The organism is Kitasatospora sp. NPDC057223 (genome assembly GCF_042669755.1).
GTDB lineage: Bacteria > Actinomycetota > Actinomycetes > Streptomycetales > Streptomycetaceae > Kitasatospora.
In genome coordinates this window covers 66043-83358 of record NZ_JBHUWW010000001.1, presented here as the reverse complement: position 1 = coordinate 83358, position 17316 = coordinate 66043, and the positions used below count along the sequence as shown (strand labels likewise).

The 17316-nt window shown below is 75.1% G+C and carries 18 protein-coding genes; 4 read left to right on the top strand and 14 right to left on the bottom strand.

The window, feature by feature from the left end:
- The 4 genes from ACFUK0_RS00425 to ACFUK0_RS00410 all read right to left on the bottom strand — a co-directional run bounded on the left by ACFUK0_RS00425 (position 1) and on the right by ACFUK0_RS00410 (position 2309).
- Positions 1-366: a hypothetical protein gene (locus tag ACFUK0_RS00425; protein ID WP_380245747.1), complete on the bottom strand. Its 366-nt coding sequence runs from the start codon at positions 364-366 to the stop codon at positions 1-3.
- Between the two features lie 31 nt (positions 367-397).
- A complete protein-coding gene (locus tag ACFUK0_RS00420; protein ID WP_380245746.1) occupies positions 398-880 on the bottom strand; it encodes a VOC family protein in 483 nt (160 codons plus the stop codon).
- An 81-nt stretch (positions 881-961) separates the two neighbouring features.
- The gene (locus tag ACFUK0_RS00415) at positions 962-1333 is read right to left on the bottom strand and encodes a glyoxalase superfamily protein (protein WP_380245745.1); all 372 of its coding nucleotides are present in this window, start codon (positions 1331-1333) and stop codon (positions 962-964) included.
- A gap of 118 nt (positions 1334-1451) precedes the next feature.
- Positions 1452-2309, bottom strand: a complete 858-nt coding sequence (locus tag ACFUK0_RS00410; RefSeq protein WP_380245919.1) for an alpha/beta fold hydrolase — start codon at positions 2307-2309, stop codon at positions 1452-1454.
- 192 nt (positions 2310-2501) lie between these two features.
- Between ACFUK0_RS00410 and ACFUK0_RS00405 the strand changes: the two genes are divergently transcribed.
- Positions 2502-4190, top strand: coding sequence for an MFS transporter (locus tag ACFUK0_RS00405; protein ID WP_380245744.1), 1689 nt, complete (start codon positions 2502-2504; stop codon positions 4188-4190).
- 10 nt (positions 4191-4200) lie between these two features.
- Here the strand turns inward: ACFUK0_RS00405 and ACFUK0_RS00400 are convergent, their stop codons facing one another.
- The 6 genes from ACFUK0_RS00400 to ACFUK0_RS00375 all read right to left on the bottom strand — a co-directional run bounded on the left by ACFUK0_RS00400 (position 4201) and on the right by ACFUK0_RS00375 (position 9387).
- Entirely contained in the window at positions 4201-5190 is a 990-nt protein-coding gene (locus tag ACFUK0_RS00400; RefSeq protein WP_380245743.1) for a polysaccharide deacetylase family protein, read from the bottom strand.
- Between the two features lie 107 nt (positions 5191-5297).
- Positions 5298-5669: a DUF6188 family protein gene (locus ACFUK0_RS00395; protein WP_380245742.1), complete on the bottom strand. Its 372-nt coding sequence runs from the start codon at positions 5667-5669 to the stop codon at positions 5298-5300.
- Positions 5670-5765: 96 nt separating this feature from the next.
- Positions 5766-6644: an SGNH/GDSL hydrolase family protein gene (locus tag ACFUK0_RS00390; RefSeq protein ID WP_380245741.1), complete on the bottom strand. Its 879-nt coding sequence runs from the start codon at positions 6642-6644 to the stop codon at positions 5766-5768.
- On the bottom strand, positions 6641-7804 hold the full coding sequence (locus tag ACFUK0_RS00385) for a glycosyltransferase (protein WP_380245739.1): 1164 nt from the start codon (positions 7802-7804) through the stop codon (positions 6641-6643). The genes ACFUK0_RS00390 and ACFUK0_RS00385 overlap by 4 nt, the downstream gene beginning before the upstream one ends.
- Positions 7801-9027: a glycosyltransferase family 4 protein gene (locus ACFUK0_RS00380; protein WP_380245738.1), complete on the bottom strand. Its 1227-nt coding sequence runs from the start codon at positions 9025-9027 to the stop codon at positions 7801-7803. Before ACFUK0_RS00380 ends, ACFUK0_RS00385 begins: the two co-directional genes overlap by 4 nt.
- A gap of 168 nt (positions 9028-9195) precedes the next feature.
- On the bottom strand, positions 9196-9387 hold the full coding sequence (locus tag ACFUK0_RS00375; RefSeq protein WP_380245737.1) for a YegP family protein: 192 nt from the start codon (positions 9385-9387) through the stop codon (positions 9196-9198).
- 126 nt (positions 9388-9513) lie between these two features.
- On the opposite strand from ACFUK0_RS00375, the gene ACFUK0_RS00370 reads away from it, so the two are divergent.
- Positions 9514-9822: an NIPSNAP family protein gene (locus ACFUK0_RS00370; protein ID WP_380245736.1), complete on the top strand. Its 309-nt coding sequence runs from the start codon at positions 9514-9516 to the stop codon at positions 9820-9822.
- Positions 9823-9863: 41 nt separating this feature from the next.
- Here ACFUK0_RS00370 and sph read toward each other — a convergent pair whose 3' ends face one another.
- From sph to ACFUK0_RS00350, 4 genes are all read right to left on the bottom strand, one after another.
- A complete protein-coding gene (gene sph / locus ACFUK0_RS00365) occupies positions 9864-10865 on the bottom strand; it encodes a sphingomyelin phosphodiesterase (protein WP_380245735.1) in 1002 nt (333 codons plus the stop codon).
- 161 nt (positions 10866-11026) lie between these two features.
- A complete protein-coding gene (locus ACFUK0_RS00360) occupies positions 11027-13126 on the bottom strand; it encodes an MMPL family transporter (RefSeq protein WP_380245734.1) in 2100 nt (699 codons plus the stop codon).
- Between the two features lie 88 nt (positions 13127-13214).
- Entirely contained in the window at positions 13215-14150 is a 936-nt protein-coding gene (locus tag ACFUK0_RS00355; protein WP_380245733.1) for a deoxyribonuclease IV, read from the bottom strand.
- Between the two features lie 44 nt (positions 14151-14194).
- The gene (locus tag ACFUK0_RS00350) at positions 14195-14782 is read right to left on the bottom strand and encodes a DinB family protein (protein ID WP_380245732.1); all 588 of its coding nucleotides are present in this window, start codon (positions 14780-14782) and stop codon (positions 14195-14197) included.
- Between the two features lie 337 nt (positions 14783-15119).
- On the opposite strand from ACFUK0_RS00350, the gene ACFUK0_RS00345 reads away from it, so the two are divergent.
- Entirely contained in the window at positions 15120-16181 is a 1062-nt protein-coding gene (locus ACFUK0_RS00345; RefSeq protein ID WP_380245731.1) for a nitrous oxide reductase family maturation protein NosD, read from the top strand.
- A gap of 53 nt (positions 16182-16234) precedes the next feature.
- Positions 16235-17266 carry a methyltransferase gene (locus ACFUK0_RS00340; RefSeq protein WP_380245730.1) on the top strand — a complete coding sequence of 344 codons (1032 nt, stop codon included), beginning with the start codon at positions 16235-16237 and terminating at the stop codon, positions 17264-17266.
- The last annotated feature ends 50 nt before the right edge of the window (positions 17267-17316 follow it).

Here is a 17316-nt window from a genome sequence, read left to right as displayed (position 1 = left end):
TCAGACCGGGTCGACGTCCGCGAAGACGACCTCGAACTCCTCCAGGCCCGTCACCGCGACGTGCGCCTTGGCCGCGCTCTCGCCCCGGGCGGCGGCCTGGCCGGCCCGGGACGCGGCGAGCGCCGCCCGGTCCGTGAAGATGGCACCGACCATGCCGCGCCCCCGGGTGCGGTCGACGAACAGCGCGGCACTGATCAGTCCGTCCAGGGTCTGCAGCCGGGGCAGCGTGGTGCCCCGGAAGGTCTCGATCAGCAGGTCGACGTCGGCGGGGGCCGCGGCACGCCGCCGGGGTAACGGGGCCCGGACGCTCCCGGGCCCCGGGATGTGCCACGGACAAGTCTTCCCCCGGGGGGCGGCCCGATTCAACAGGGGCGGCCCCGGGTCAGTCGGTCACCGGTCAGCCGGCCGCCGCGTCCTGGCCGCCGGCCGCCATCCGGGCCATCCGCTCGGACATCTCCTCCGGGCCGACGTCCTCGATGTGGGTGCCGATGTTCCAGCGGTGCCCGAACGGGTCCTCGAACCCCCCGGAGCGGTCGCCGTAGAACTGGTCCTGCACGGGTGACAGCTCGGTGGCACCGGCGGCCAGCGCGCGGGCGTGCACCTCGTCCACGTTCTCCACGTACACGAAGATCGTCACGGGTGACCCGCCGACCGCCTTCGGGGACCGCGCGCCCATGTCCGGGAACTCGTCCGCGAGCATGATCAGCGAGTCGCCGATCCGCAGTTCGGCATGGCCGACCTTGCCGTCCGGCCCGGGCATCCGCACCCGTTCGACCGCACCGAGCACCTCGGCGTAGAAGTCGATGGCCGCCGCGGCGCCGTCGACGTACAGGTACGGCGTGACCCGCGGGTAGCCGTCAGGGATGGGTTTGACGCTCATGGCGCCACCTCCGGGCGTTGTCGTGGCCCCCGCCGACCAGCCTGGCACGGTCGCGCGGGGGCCGCAGTCCGCCCGCCGGGGTCAGCCCCTGGCCGGGATCTCCTGCACCGCCCAGCCGTTGCCGTCCGGGTCGCTGAAGAACACGAACAGGCCCCACGGGAACTCCTGGACGTCGCTCACGTCCACTCCGCGGCCCTTGAGCTCGGCGTGCGCCGCCCGGATGTCCGAGACCACCAGCTGAAGGCCCTGGGCCGAGCCCGGCGGGGTGTCGGTGATGCCGGTGCCCAACGCGATCGAACAGGCCGAGCCCGGCGGCGTCAGCTGGACGAAGCGGATCTCGTCGCTGACCCGGTGGTCGTGGTCGGCGGTGAAGCCGGCCTGCTCGGTGTAGAAGGCCTTCGCCCGGTCCACGTCCGAGACCGGTACCGCCACCAGTTCGAGTTTGTAGTCCACGGGTTCTCCCTCTCGTCCGTTGCCGTCGCGGCCGGCGGCCGCGCCCCGTCCGACGCTAGCGGCCCGGTCGCGTGCCCGCCCGCCCGCTCGCCCGTGGCGCGCCACGGGACGGGGCGGCTCAGCGGCCTCCCGCGGTGAGCTCCAGCAGCCGGCGCAGCGCGTCCGGCGCGGAGTCCAGGACGGAGACGTGCCCGTCGTCGGGGCGCAGCCACAGCTCGGCGGCGCGGCAGTGCCGGGCGAGCCATTCGCCGTGCGCCGCGGGGACGATCCGGTCCCGGCCGCCGTGCAGGACGAGCACCGGCGCGGCCAGCTGCCCGGGGTCGAAACCCCACGGCCGGACGTAGGCCAGGTCGTCGTCCACCATCGCGTCCGCACCGGCCTCCGTCTCCAGTGCCTTCCCGGCCACCGCGCCCAGCCAGGCCCAGGCTCCGTCCAGTGCCGCGAGGTCCGCTGCGGTGAACAGCTCCGGATCGAACCCGCTCGCCGCCAGGTGCTCCGCCAGCGCCGTCCGGCCCCGGACGGCCGCCCGCAGGTCCGCTTCGCCGGCGGGCCCCATCCCCGCGAACCAGTCCAGCCCCTCGGCGCCGAACGGCGCGAGCCCCGCCGCGCAGACCACCCCGAGGACGCGCTCGGGCAGCAGCGCGGCGCAGGCCAGCGCGTGCGGCCCGCCGCCGGAGTGGCCCATCACCGCGAAGCGGCCGAGGCCCAGGGCGTCGGCCACCGCCGAGACGTCCCGCCCGGCCGAGGCGACGTCCCGCCCGGGGTGGGGGCTCGACCCGCCGTACCCGGGCCGGTCGTAGGACACCCAGCGGATGCCGTGCCGTTCGGCGACCGGGAACAGCGGCTCGGGCGGTGCGCCCACGTTCGGCGTGCCGTGGTGCCAGACCACGGGGAGCGCGTCGGCGCCCCCGGTACCGGTGTCGTACACGTGCAGGGTGCGGCCGTCGGGCAGTTCGAGATCGATCTCCGTCAGCATCGGCATGGGCCGAGGGTAGCGACCGCCACCGACAGTGCCGGCCGTGCGCGGCCCCGGCGGGCCCGGCGGCAACGGCGGTCGGGGGGATTCCGCCGCCGCCCTGCGCGCCCCCGCCGACCGGCGGCGGCGGGTCTGCTATCTCTGGACTCCCCGGCTGTCTCCGGAGTCCCCGTCCGTGCGGAGAGTGAGCCGATGACCATCTCGGGACCGGCCGACCTCGCCGCCGTCCCGGGCCCCGGCCCCGCCGCGCTGCGAGCCCTGCGCGGCCCGGTGGCCGCGGCCACCCTGCTGGCGGCGGTGCTGCACGGCGTGTGGGCGCTCTTCCTGGCGCACGACGCGGGCGACCTGGCCGCCCAGTACGCCTGGACGGAGTTCACCAGCCGCCATCCGGGCGCGGCGTACAACCTGTCCTGGTACGGCGGCATGCACACCGCGTCCTACAGCCTGATCGCGCCCTACCTGATGGGCTGGCTCGGGGTCCGTACGGCGGGTGTCCTCGCGGGTACGCTCTCCGCCGCGCTGGCCGCCAGGCTGCTGCTGCGCCCGCAGGTCGCCCGACCGATACTCCCGGCGCTGTGGACGGCGGTCGCGCTGTGGTGCAACGTCGCGTCCGGCCGGGTGACCTTCGCCATCGGCGTGGCCTTCGGCCTGGCGGCGGTCGTGCTGCTGTTCCCGCCGGTGGCCCGTACGGCGCCGCGCGACCACGGCGGCCGGTCCTGGGCGGTCCTGGCGACGGCTGCTCCGGCGACCATGGGCAGTCCGCTCGCGGGGCTGTTCCTGCTGGTGGTGGCCGCCGCGCTGCAGCTCACCGGCCGCCGCCGGGACGCCTGCGTACTGGCGGCCGGCCCGGTGCTCGTGCTGGCCGGCACGGCGCTGCTGTTCCCGTTCCGGGGCGAGCAGCCCTTCGACTGGTACGTGGCGCTGCCGCTCGTCGCCGCCGCCGTCGCGGTCGCGCTGCTCGCGCCGCGCGAATGGCGCACGGTGCGCGCGGGCGCGGCCGTGTACGGCGCCGGGGCGGCCCTCGCCTGGGCGGTGCCCTCACCGGTCGGCAGCAACGTCGAGCGGCTGCCGCTGCTGTTCGCGGGCACCGTCCTGCTCGCCGCCGGGCTGCGGCACGCCGGCAGCGGCGCGCGGGCGGGCCGGCGGGCGCTGGCCGCGGGCGGCGCCTTCCTCGTCGTCGCGTTCTGGCAGGCCGTCAAACCCGCGGGGGACCTCGCCGTCTCCGTCCCCGTGTCGGCCACCGCCCAGGACACCGCACCGCTGGTCGCCGAGCTGCGCCGGGTCGGGGCCGACCGGGGCCGGGTCGAGGTGGTGCCGCTGCGCTCGCACATCGAGGCCTCCGGCATCGCGCCGTACGTCAACCTGGCCCGGGGCTGGAACCGGCAGGCGGACGTCGCCCGCAATCCGCTGTTCTACTCCGCGCAGCCCCTCACCCCGGACGCGTACCACGCCTGGCTGCGCCACTGGGGCGTCGGCTACGTGGTACTGCCCGCCGACGCACCCGACGACGCCGCCGTGGACGAGGCCCGGATCGTCGCGGCCGGCCACCCCTGGCTCAGCCCGGTCTGGCAGGACGACCGCTGGCGGCTCTTCCGGGTCGCCGACGCCGCTCCGCTGGCCGAACCGCCCGCGACCGTGACGCGGGCCGGGGCCGCCGCCCTCACCGTGGAGGTCACCGTCGCGGGGCCCGTCCTGCTGCGGATCCCCTGGTCGCCCTGGCTGGGCGTCCGGGGGCCCGCGGGAACGGCGGCGGCGTGCCTCGCCGCCTCCGGTGACTGGACGGTGCTGCACGCGCCCGGGCCCGGCAGCTACCGGGTGTTCGGCCGGTACGCGCTGACCCGGGGCGACCGGTGCCCCGCCGGGCGGAGCGGGGAGCGGTGACGAGCGGCGGTCACAGGTAGTCGTCGAGCAGGGCGAGCGCGAAGCCCTGCTCGGTGACGGTGTTCAGCACCCGCCGCAGCATGTCGGGCATGGTGCCCTTCCAGAGGGTGGGGCCGCGGAAGTGGGTGAGGATGATGTCGCCCGGGTGCAGGCGCTGGTCGGCGTAGCGCCACTCCATGTGGTCCGCGAACGCCTCCTCGTTCCAGAGGGCGGCCGCCTCGATGCCGCAGGAGCCGGCGGCCTTCAGGGTGGTGTCGGTGTACTCGCCGTACGGCGGCCGGAACAGCCGGGGGCGGGCGCCGATCTCGCGCTCCAGCTCGTCCTGCTGGCCGCAGATCTCCTGGCGCTGCTGTTCGTACGTCAGTTTCCGCAGGTCGCGGTGGTTGAGGGTGTGGTTCTGGACGGGTTCGCCCTGGGCGGCGAGGCCGCGGAAGTAGCCGTAGTCCGGGCGGGCCAGGTAGCCGGAGACGAAGGCGGTGAAGGGGATGCCGAGCTCGCGCGCCATCCGGGCGAACTCCGGGTCCTTCTCGGCTCCGTCGTCCACGGTCAGGAACACGACCCGGTCGGTGGTGGGCACCCGGCGGACGACCGGCGGCAGGCCGTCCCGCACGATCACCTGCGGTGGGTCGGAGCGCAGTACGGGCGGGCTCGCGGGCGGTTCGGGCGCGGTCAGCGGGCGGGCGTCGAGCCCCCAGGCGCGGACGGTCGCGAGGATCCGGCGGGTGGCCTCCTCCCGGGCGGCGACCGCGTCGGCGCCGGTGGCCTCCTGCCGGCGGGCGGCGCCGGGCAGCACGGCGGGGGCGGCGGGCAGGACGGCGGGGGGCAGCCCGACGCGGTCCGCCGTGGGAGCGGGCGCGGCGCTGGGCGCGGGTGCCGGGGAGGGCGTGCTCTGCCCGGCGCAGCCGGCTATGACGGTCGACAGGCAGAACAGGACGGCCGCGCGGGACGAGGGCCGGGAGCCCCGGTCCTGGCTGAAACGATAATGTGAAGAATGCCGCATGCGTGCACTGATCCCCCGCAGTGCCCGCCGGTCAACCCCGGCATCACCCGGTCGGCGGCATCACCCGGCCGGTGGCCGGGGTGACCTGACGCTCCGTGGGCCCGCGGTCAGGCCCACACCACCTCGCCGCCCTCCAGCGCGGTGCAGACGGCGCCGTGCGGAGTGAGGACGCTCCACGGCGGCCGCCGCGCGTCCGGCGGTACGGACAGCGTCCGGTCCGCCTCGAAGGCCAGCTCCAGGCCGCCGGCCATGGTCACCCGGGCCACGGCGAGGGTGTGGCCGACCAGGCCGAGCAGCGCCTCGGTCGGCTCGAAGGTGAGGCCCGGGTAGAAGTGCTCGACCTCCGACGGCAGGGCGAACCGGAACTCGTTCTCCACCCGGACGGTGACCGGCCCGGACAGCACGATGTCCAGCTGGACGCCGCCCTTGACCGACTCGACCCGCCGGCCGCTCAGGACGTCAATGATCGACTTCTGCATGTCCCCAGTGTGGACCAGCGGCGGCCCGGTGCACCGCTCATCGGACGAGTCCTGACCGATAATCCCTCCCTTCCGTCCGTCCTCTCGTCCGTAGGCTCAGCGCTGGGCGGCGGCGCCCGGGGGCAGGCCCGCCAGCGCGGCCGAGGCGGCCCGGGCCATCTGCTCGTCCAGCCGGGCCGTGGCACCGCGCAGCCGCCCGCGCCCCTCGGCGGCGGCCAGCGCGAGCAGGCCCGGCAGCAGGTCGGTGCTGCGCCCGGCCACCCACCGGGTGCCCCGGGTGGCCATCCACCACAGGTCGGCCGCCCGGCCCGGCGGCGGCGTGCAGACGTCCGCCCGGGGCGCCGGGCCGAGCGGGTGGCCGGCCGTGGTGAGCGCGGCGTGGAACCCGCGGGCGATCAGCTGGTGGCCCTTCGCGCTGGGGTGCAGCCGGTCCACGCTCAGCAGGCTGCGGTCCGTCGTCCACGGCAGCTCCGCCAGGTGCAGGTGCACGGTCGCGTAGCGGGCGGACAGCTCGTGCACCACGGTGTTGACGGCCCGCATCCGGCGCGCGAGCGGGCGGGCCAGCGGCTGCGGCAGCCGCAGCAGCACACCGGGGTCGGGCAGGCAGGCGGTGAGCAGCCGGGCGCCGTCCTCGGCCAGCGCGCGGAGCGCGGTGTCCAGCTCACGGGTGGTGCGGTGGATGTCGAAGCCGGCCCGCAGGGTGTCGTTGCCGCCGACCACGACGGCCGCCAGGGCCGGGCGCAGGGCCAGCGCGGCGGGCAGCTGCTCGGTCGTCAGGTCGCGGCTGAGTGCGCCGCTGCGGGCGAAGTTGCCGAACTCGACCTCCGCCGGCTCGGTCGTCAGCGTGCGGGCGAGTACGGCGGCCCAGCCGCGCCAGCCGCCGTGCACGGGGTCGCCGATGCCCTCGGTGAGCGAGTCCCCGAGGGCGGCGAACCGCAGCGGGCCGTCCGTCGGTGGTGCCGGCCGGGGGCTCATCGCCGCCCCCGGGGCGCGTCCAGGGCCGCGGTGGCGCCGTGCGCCGCGAGGAACCCGGCGACCGCGGCGGGCCAGCCGAACTCCTCGGCCCGCGCCCGGGCCGCCTCCCGCCGAGCGTGCTCCGGCCGCTCCAGCAGCTCCAGCACGGCGTCCGCGAAGGCCGTCCCGGAGTCCTCCGCGGCGACGCCCGCCGGGCCGACCAGCGAGGGCAGCGCGGAGTGCCGGCTCACCGCGACCGGCGTCCCGCAGGCGAGTGCCTCCATCGCGGCCAGGCCGAAGGTCTCCACCGGGCCCGGGGCGAGCACGACGTCCGCGCAGGCCAGCAGCTCCGCCAGGGTCTCCCGCCCGACCACGTGCCCGAGGAACCGCACCGGCAGGCGCTGCCGGCGGGCCCGCGCGGCGAGCCGGGGGAGCAGCGGCCCGGTGCCCGCCACCGTCAGCACGGCGGGCGTGCCGCGCCGCCGCAGCTCCGCCAGCGCGTCGAGGGCGCGCTCCGGCCGTTTCTCCGCCGACAGCCGCGAGCAGAGCACCAGCAGCACCTGGCCGCGCCCGGCGTACCGGGCCCGGGCCCGCTCCCGGCTCGCGGCGAAGCGGTGGGGGTGCAGCAGCTCCAGGTCCACCCCGAGCGGGGCCCGTACGACCTGCCCGGCGCCGATCCGGCGGAACTCGGCGGCGGCCCACTCCGTCGTGCAGACCACCGTGTCGTACGCCTGCGCGGTACGGGAGTTGAGCCGGTCGGCCAGCGCCCGCGCGGGGGCGCCCGGCAGGCCCCAGGTGCGCAGCAGGCCGGTCGCGCTCTCGTGCGAGACCATCGTGGAGCGCACGCCGTTGCGCCGGGCCCAGGCGCCCGTCCAGCGCAGCGTGGTGCGGTCGGACACCTCCAGCCGGTCGGGCGCGAGCGAGGCGAGGGTGCGGGTGACGGCCTGCCGGTCGGTCAGCACCCGGTACCCGCCGCTGCCGGGCAGCACCGGCCCCGGCAGGGTGATCACCAGGCCCTGCCCGGTGCTCTCCTCGCGCCGACGCGGCCCGGGGACGATCAGTACCGGCTCGTGCCCGGCCGCCAGGTAGCCGGCGCCGAGGTGGCGCAGGGCGGTGCGCAGGCCGCCGGAGACCGGCGTGACGAAGTTCGCCAGCCGGACGATGCGCAGCGAGGAGTTCATGCGGGCTGCCCCTCGGCGACGGCGGCCGTGGCCGGCAGCGCGGCGGGCAGCGGCAGCGGCAGCGGGGCGGCGGCCGGCGCCTCGCCGCGGTGCTCGGCGATCACCTCGGCGTAGTGCCGCAGCAGCAGGTCGCCGACGGCCTCCCAGGTACGCGCGGTCACGTCCGCGCGTCCGGCCTGCCCGTACGCGGCCCGCAGTTCGGCGTCGGCGGCCAGCGCGGCGACCGCCGCCGTGACGGCCCGGCCGTCGCGGGGCGGTACCAGCAGGCCGGTGCGGCGGTGGCCGACCAGGTCCAGCGGGCCGCCGGCGGCCGGTCCGACCACCGGGACTCCGCTGGCCATCGCCTCCTGGATGGTCTGGCAGAACGTCTCCAGCGGGCCGGTGTGCACGAACAGGTCGAGGCTGGCGTAGCAGCGGGCCAGCTCCTCGCCCGTCTTGCGTCCCAGGAATACCGCGCCGGGCATGGCGGCCCGCAGCGAGGGCGCGGACGGCCCGTCCCCGATCACCACCACCCGGACGCCGGGCAGCGCCGACGCCCCGGCCAGCAGGTCGACGCGCTTCTCGGGCGCGAGCCGCCCGACGTAGCCGACCAGCACCTCGCCGCCGGGCGCCAGGGCGCGGTGCAGCGCCTCGTCCCGGTGCCGGGGGTGGAAGCGGACGGAGTCCACGCCGCGCGGCCACAGCTGCACCCTCGGCACGCCGTGGGCGGTGAGGTCCTGCGCGGCGGGGGTGGACGGTGCCAGGGTGCGGTTCGCCGCGCGGTGCACGGTCCTGATCCGGTGCCAGGCCGCCGCCTCACCGAGCCCGCGCCCGACCCGGTACGCCTGGGCGTAGCCCGCCAGATCGGTCTGGTAGACGGCGAGGGCGGGCAGGCCGAGCGCTTTCGCGACCTCCATGCCGCGGGCGCCGAGGACGAACGGGCTGGCGAGGTGCACCAGGTCGGGCCGGTGTCCGGAGACTGCCGCGGCGAGCTGCCGGCTCGGCAGCGCGATCCGGACCTGGGGGTAGCCGGGGAGGGGGACGGAGGGGACCCGGACGACGGGCAGCGGGGTGCCGTCCGGGCCGAAGGAGTGCGGCGGGCAGTGCGAGCCGCGCGCGGGGGCCGGTGTGATGACCAGGGGTTGGTGGCCGCGCCGTACGAGGTGTTCGGCCGTCCGCAGCACGCTGTGGGCAACGCCGTTGACCTCGGGCGGGAAGGATTCGGTGACGATGGCGACACGCATGCCATCGTTCTGTCCGCGTCCGGCGTGCGTCCGGCCAAAGGGATATGTCGAACAGACGAACGCATGCAGGCGATTTGAGCGCGGCGGCGGCCCGAACGCGCCGGCCGGCCCCGCACACGGCCGGGCCGGCCGCCTCGGAGGGCGGCCGGCCCGGGGGAGCGTGCGGGGTCAGGCCGGGCTGCCCGCCGCCTCCTTGAGCTCCGCGTAGGGCGCGAGCTTCCTGATCGACTCGATGCTCTTGATGCAGTCGTCCCGCGTCTCGTGCGGGTGACCGGTCACGATCACGGTCCCGTTGCTCGCCTTGAGCCGGAACCGGTGCTGGCCCGTCTCGTCGGTGTAGAGCTCGAACTTCCCTGCCATCGGGATTTCCCTCTCGGTCGGTGGTGCCCCCTCCAGACGCACGCTAGGCCGACCGTCCTCCCGCTGCATGCCGGATCAGTCGTCCGGGTGGCCGGGGCCCGGTAAGTCCTGCGGCAGGATGGGGGCATGATCACCATCCACCTGAAGTACGAGATCGACGCCGACCAGCTGGAGGTCTTCGAGGAGTACGGCCGCCGCTGGGTCGGGCTGGTCAACCGCCTCGGCGGGACGCACCACGGCTACTTCCTGCCGAGCGAGGGCGACAGCGACATCGCGTACGCCCTGTTCTCCTTCCCCAGCATGGCCCGGTACGAGCAGTACCGTACGGAGAGCATGTCCGACCCGGAGTGCCAGGCGGCCTTCGAACTGGCCCGCAGCACCCGCTGCATCAAGCGGTACGAGCGCCGCTTCCTCCGGCCGCTCGACGCCTCCTGAGAACGGGCGGGGGCGCCCGGTGGCCGGGCGCCCCCGGGCGGTCAGCCCGCGCTCAGCGGGTAGTGGTCGGAGAGGTCGGTGTAGGTGTAGTCCTTGAACCAACTGGTCACCGTCCAGGGCGCGCTGTGCACGTGCAGGACTTCGTTGTGCCAGTTCGCCGGCCGCGCGTGGTCGGCGCGGTAGAGCACGTAGTCGAGGTCCTCCTTGGGCTCGCCGGGGTAGCGGTAGGCGGCGACGGAGTTGTCGACGGTGTCGAAGGAGTTCGCCCAGCCCGTGCGGCTGTCGGCGGGCGCGACGTTCGCGTTCGCCAGCAGTGAGGGGTACTCGCTGCCGTGCGAGTCGATGTTGAGGTCGCCGGCGATCAGGACGGGTTCGGCCGCCGGGATGTTCTTCGCGTCGACGAACGAGCGCATCGCGCGCAGCTGCGCCGCCCGGACGGAGGCCGGCTGGCCGGCGGAGCAGCCGGTGTCGGTCGACTGCAGGTGCGTGCCGATCACGTGGGTGCGGACGCCGGCGACGTCGAGGACGGCGTAGACGAAGCCCTTGTTCGAGTACCAGTCCGATCCGCAGGCGTCCTTGAAGACGTACTGCTCCTTGTGCACGATCGGCCACCTGCTGAGCAGGGTGACCCCGCCGTCCTCCGGGGTGCTGGAGCTGAAGCTCCCTCCGGTGGCGTCCCAGCCACCGGTCGAGCGGCCGACGACGGGGGTGTGGTACGGGTACGCGGCCGAGGCCTGCGAGGTCAGCAGGTCGGAGGCGGCGTTGTCGAAGGCCTCCTGGAGGACCACCACGTCGTGGCCCTGGAAGAAGCCGGCCGAGGCGATGGCCCTGGCGCGGGTGTCCTGGCCCCAGTTCGGGTACAGGTTCTTGCTCATCAGGAAGACGTTGTAGGTGAGCACGTTGAGCGCTGGTACGGACGCGGGCGTCGCGGCGTGCGCCGCCGGGGCGGTCGCGAGCGGTGCGAGCAGGGCCGCGGCGACCGCGCCCGCGGCGGCGAGACGAGGGGTGCGGCGGCGGGGGCGGCGGAGGGTGGGGAGGGGCATCAAGGGCTCCGTGGCGACTGTGGCGAGATGTCCTGACCCCGTCAAGCGACGGGCTGCGGGCAGTCAACGCCCCGCTCCCCACGCCCGGCAGGACGTCGGACGATCAGCGGGTGAACTCGTCCGGAACTTGTCTGGCCAACATCGTTGCGTCGGCCGTGCTGTCAGCTCACGTCCGCCCGCCGGCGGTCCGTCAGTTCCTCGCGTCGGCGCGACAGCAGGCTCGGCCACCACATGTGCCGGTCGAGGTCGATGGTCAACGCGGTGACCAGCACCGACCGCACGATCAGGGTGTCCAGCAGCACGCCCAGGGCCACCGCGAAGCCGATCTCGGCGAAGCCCACCACCGGCAGGGTGCCCAGGACGGCGAAGGTGCTGGCCAGGATCAGGCCGGCCGAGGTGATCACGCCGCCGGTCGCGGCCAGGCCCGCCACCGCGCCCGCCCGGGTGCCGCGATGGCCCGCCTCCTCGCGCACCCGGGTCATCAGGAAGATGTTGTAGTCGATGCCGAGCGCGACCAGGAAGACGAACACGAACAGCGGGAACGCGTTGTCCTGGCCCTCGAAGTGGAAGACGTGCGCGAAGAAGAACGCGCTGATGCCGAGCGCCGCCGCGTAGCTCAGCACGACTGTGCCGATCAGTACCAGCGGCGCGGTGACGGCCCGCAGCAGCAGCGCGAGGATCACCAGCACCACGCCCAGCACCAGGGGGATGATCGCCCGGTTGTCGGCGGCGGCGGCCCGCCCGGCGTCCAGGATCACCGCGGTGCTCCCGCCGACCTGCGCGTTCGCGTCCGGTACGGCGTGCACGGCGGCGCGGACCTGGTCCACGGTGTCCTCGGCCGCCTGGCTGTCCGGCGGGTCGGCCAGGGTGGCCTGGAAGACGGCCAGTTCGCCGTGGGTGACCGGCGGTGTCGTCGCGGCGACCCCGGGGGTGGCGGCGGCCGCGGCCTGCACGGCGCCCGCCGGGCCCGCCGCGCTGATCACCGTGAGCGGCGCGCCGGTGCCACCGGGGAAGTGCTGTTCGAGCACCTGCTGCCCGACCACCGAGTCGGGCTTGCCGGTGAACGTCCCGGCGGTGCTCAGGCCGTTGGCGTTGAGCGAGACCAGGCCGACGCAGCAGGCCGCCAGGGCGAGCGCGGTGCCGATCCACACCTTGCGCGGCCGGCGTCCGATCCACGTCCCGACGTGCGCCCAGTTGCCCGTCTTCGTCGGCTCCGGCGTGCCGTACGCCGGGCGGACCGGCCAGAACACCCAGCGGCCGAAGATCACCAGCAGGGCGGGCAGCAGGGTCAGCATCGCGACCAGCGCCACCAGCACACCGATCGCGCAGACCGGGCCGAGGCCCCGGGTGGAGTTCATCTGCGCGACCAGCAGGCACAGCATGGAGGCGACCACGGTCGCCGAGCTGGCCAGGATGGCCGGACCGGCCCGGTGCAGGGCGAACGCCATCGCCTCGTGCCGGTCCTCGTGACGGCGCAGTTCCTCCCGGTAGCGGGCGGTCAGCAGCAGGGCGTAGTCCGTCCCCGCGCCGAGCACCAGGACGATCAGGATGCCGGCGCTCTGTGCGTTGACGGTCAGTCCGGCGTGCTCGGCCAGCAGGTAGATCAGCGCCTGGGAGGCCGCCAGCGAGACGCCCGCCGCCACCAGCGGCAGCACCCAGAGCACCGGGCTGCGGTAGGTCAGCAGCAGCAGGATGATCACCACGGCGACGGTGCCGAACAGCAGGGTGCCGTCGATCCCCTCGAACGCCGCCGCCTGGTCCGCCCCGATCCCGGCCGGGCCGGTCACGTGGGTGGTCATCCCGTCGCTGCCGGCGGCGGCGGTCGCCCGCATGTCCTCGACGGCCGGCTTGAGGTCGTTCCAGCCGTTGCTGCCGATGTCGACCGGCACCACGGTCTGCAGGGCCTGCCCGTCGGCCGACTCCTGCGGGCCGACCACGGCGCCGACCACGTGCGGGGCGTCGGCGAAGGCCTCGGCGTCCTGGGCGGCCTTGGCCCGGTCGGCCGCCGTGATGCCGCCCGGCCGCTCGTACACCACCACCGCCTGCGCGGTGTCGACGGGCTGGAAGGTCCGCTGCAGGACGAGGACCTGGGTCGACTCGGCCTTGCCGGGCAGCCAGCTGGACGCCTCGTTGTCCTCGGCGCTCATCAGCTTGCCGGCGAGCGGGCCGGCCACCACCACCAGTACCAGCCAGAGCGCCAGGACCACCCATTTGCTGCGGCGTCCGCAGGGCAGTGCGGCCAGTCGTCGGGTCGGACTCATCGGGTGCCCCCTCGCGGGTGCTGAGCGGCTCGGGCATTCCTCGTACCACCCTGCCACCGCCGCCCCGGCCCGGCAGCTCGGGCGCCGCTCAGCCCTCGGCGGCCGCCTTCGCCCGCAGGTCCTTCAGCCGCGCGATGTCGGCGGCATGGCCGGTGCCGTCGCCGCCGTGCTTGCGGTCGGGCGTCTCGACGACCAGCGGCACGCCCCGCGTCGCGGGGTGCGCGAACAGCTCCTGGAACGGCGCCGCACCGATCTGTCCGGCCCCGATGTTGGCGTGCCGGTCCTTGCGGGCGCCCACCGCGTCCTCGGAGTCGTTGGCGTGGATCAGCCGCAGCCGGCCGGGGCCGGCGGCGGCCACCAGCGCGTCCAGCGTCGCCCCGACACCGCCCGCCGCGGCCAGGTCGTGCCCGGCGGCGAAGGCGTGGCAGGTGTCCAGGCAGACCCCGACCCTCGGGTGGCCGTCCAGCGCGTCCAGGTACTCCGCGAGGTCCTCCATCCGCGAGCAGAGCGAGCGGCCCTGGCCCGCCGTGGGCTCCAGCAGCAGCCACGGGGCGTCCTCGCCGAGCGTGCCCAGCTCGTCCAGCAGCGGCCGGACGTCGGCGCGGACCTGGGCCATCGCCTCGGCCCGCCGCGAGCCGCCGTCGGCCGCGGCGCCGACGGCGGAGCCGGTGTGCACCACCACGCCGCGCGCGCCGATCGCCCGCCCGCGCAGCAGCGAGTGCCGCAGCGACCGGACGGAGTGCTCCCGGGTGGCGGCCGTGTCCGAGCCGAAGTTGATCAGGTACGGCGCGTGGACGTACGCGGCGATGTCCTCCTCGGCGCAGGCGGTGCGGAACGCCTCGTCCTGGGCCGGGTCACCCGGGGGAGTGGCCCAGCCCCGCGGGTTGGCCACGAACACCTGCACGGTCTCGGCGCCGACCCGCCGCGCGTACGCCAGGCCGGTGCCCGCCAGCCCCTTCGCGGCGACCGGGACGTGGGCTCCGACCGGATTGCGGGCGGCGGGCGGCAGGGCGGCGGCGTTCATCCCCCGAGCCTGTCACGCGCCGTCCGCCCGCCCGCCACCGGCCCTCACCCGGACGCCGGGGCCGGCTCCCAGGGTGTGAACCACGGGTCGGGCCACTGCTCGGCCGCCGCCATCAGCGGGTCCCGGGTGGCGCCGTCGACGGTCTCGCGGATGATGTCGGCGTGGCCGGCGTGCCGCGCGGTCTCCTCGATCAGGTGCAGCAGCACCCAGCGGACCGACCACTCCTTGAGGTCGGCGGGGAACCACGGGAAGCCCTGCGGTACGGGCACCGGCCGGCCGAGATCGGCGATCGAGGCCACGATCGCGTCCGTCTCGGCGCAGGCCTGCTCGTACTGGACGAGCAGCCCGGCCAGGCTCTCGTCCGGCCCCAGGTGGAAGTCGCCGGTGTCCGGCTCGTCCGGGTCGCGGCGGGGCCCGCTGTCGCGCTGGAGGACGAGGTCCATCCAGCCGCGTTCGCAGCGGCCGGCGTGCTTGACCAGGCCGGCGATGTTGAGCTCGCTGGCGGAGGGCGCGGAGCGGGCCTGGGCCTCGGTGAGCCCGTGGGCGGTGATGCGCAGCGCCTGGCGCTGCTGGGTGAGGAAGGCGAGCAGTGCGTCGCGCTCGTCGGCGACGGGCGGCGGGAGTCCGGGCATGGCGGCGGCCCTTTCGGTGCGGGTGGTGGTGATGACCTTCCCGTCCCGGGAAGCGGCGCGTCAATGGCTTTCTGAAAGTTTCTGCAAGAAATTGCAGAGATCCCGCCCCGGCGTCCCCGCGCCGCCCTGACGGCCCGTTACGACAACCGGCCGATGGTCCGTCAGCCCCGCAGGCCCACCCGGTGGCGGGGCCGCGGCATCGCCCCTAGCGTCGAACCGGCGGACACGTGTGCCGCCCGAGCGCCCCGGCGGAGCACCGCCCGCGGACTTCGATCCGACCGGCCGTCACCCACCGCACCGCGCCCCGCGATCGCGCAAGGAAAGCAGGTTCCGATTCATGTCCACGCGACGGGTCACCCACCTCGCCGCGGCCACGGCCACCGCCGCGGCCCTGATCACCCTGGGCGCCGTACCCCCGGCGCACGCCTCCGCCCGCCACCTCGTCCGGCCCGGTGAGTCCGTCCAGCAGGCCGTCGACGCGGCCGCCCCCGGCGACACCGTCCAGCTGCTGCCCGGCAGCTACCAGGGGAGCGTGCTGGTCACCACCTCCGGCCTGACGATCCGGGGGGCCGGCCCCGAGACCGTGATCACCCCCGGGGCCGACGACGCCAACGCCTGCGCCCTGGCCGGCCACGGCATCTGCGTCACGGGCGCCGCGGGCCACCGCCTCACCGGCGTCCGGATCGAGGCGCTCACCGTCTCCGGCTTCCGCAAGAACGGCGTCAACGCCTCCGAGACGGACGGGATGGCCGTCCGCGCCGTCCGCGTCCAGGGCAACGGCCAGCAGGGCATCAGCCAGGAGAAGTCGACCCGGGGGATGCTCACCGGGAACGAGGCCACCGGCAACGGCCAGTCCGGGATCTTCCTCGCCAACACGGTCGACAACGAGGGCGGCGCCATCGACACCGAGGGCGCGGTGATCCGCGAGAACCGGCTGGAGGGCAACCGGATCGGCGTCACCGTCCGGCGGGCCCGCGACCTCACGGTCGAGCGCAACGCCATCAGCGGCAACTGCGGCGGTGTGTTCATCGTCGGCGACGAGGGCGTGCCACGTGCGGGCGCCCTGACGATCAGCCGGAACAAGGTCACCGCGAACAACAAGTACTGCCCCCCGAACCCCCGTCTGGACGCCATCCAGGGCACCGGAATCCTGCTCACCGGAGCCGAGGACACCCTGGTGAGCGGCAACCAGGTGGAAGGCAACGTCGGCGGCTCGTCGATGTCCGGCGGCATCGTGCTCTTCCGCAGTGTCGTCGGTGTGCCCAACACCCGGATCACCGTCAGCGGCAACCACGTCTCCGGCAACGGCCCGGCCGACCTCGCCGACCGCGACACCGGCGCGGACAACGTCTTCACCCGCAACCACTGCGCGGTGTCCGAGCCCGCCGGACACTGCTGAACTCCCGGCCCCTCCCGTTCTGCTGCCCTCCTGACCAGAAGAAAGACGGCCCCATGACCACCGCACCGATCACCGACCCGCAGGCCGCCATGCGCCTGCGCGAACTCGTCTTCGGCGCCGCCTGCGCCGCCGCCGTGCGGGCCGCCGCCCGGCTGGGCGTCGCCGACGCGCTGGGCGACGAGCCGACCACCGTGGACGACCTCGCCAAGGCCGTGACCACCGAGCCCAAGCCGCTGCGCCGCCTGCTGCGCGCGCTGTCCTGCTACGGCATCTTCGCCGAGACCGACGGCGACCGCTTCGTCCACACCGAGATGTCCCGTCTGCTGCGCGAGGACGCCCCGAACAGCCTGCGCTACATCTCCCTGTGGTGCACCGAGCCGTGGACCTGGGAGGCCTGGCCGCGGCTGGACGAGGCCGTGCGCTCCGGCAAGAACGTCTTCCCGGACGTGTTCGGCAAGGAGTTCTTCGACTACCTGCACAGTGACGCCGGCGACTCGGCGAAGGTCTTCGACAAGGCGATGACCACCTCCAGCCGGCAGTCCGCCGCAGACCTCGCCGAGTACCTGGACCTCACCGGCGTCGACTCGGTCGTCGACATCGGCGGCGGCCAGGGCCACGTGCTGGCCAGCCTGCTGGAGAAGTACCCGCACCTGCACGGCACCCTGCTGGACCTGCCCAAGGTGGTGGCGGGCGCCGATCCCCGGCTGCGCGAGGGCGGCGTGTTCGCCGACCGCGCCCGGCTCGTCCCCGGCGACTGCCGCAACGAGATCCCGGTCCGGGCCGACCTCTACATCATCAAGAACATCCTGGAGTGGGACGACGAGAGCACCCGGCGCACGCTGGCCAACGTCGTGAAGGCGGCCCGGCCGGGCGCCCGGGTCGTGGTCGTCGAGAACCTGGTGGACAACAGCCCGTCGATGCGGTTCACCACGGCGATGGACCTGTTGCTGCTGCTGAACGTCGGCGGTGCCAAGCACTCCGAGGACAGCATGGTGAAGCTGATGTCGGCGGCCGGCCTGAAGGTCGGCGAGGTCCGCCCGGTCAACCCGTACCTGCACGCCTTCGAGAGCACCGTCCAGGCCTGACCGGCCCGCGCGGGAAAGCCGGCACCCACCGGGTGCCGGCTTTCGCACGT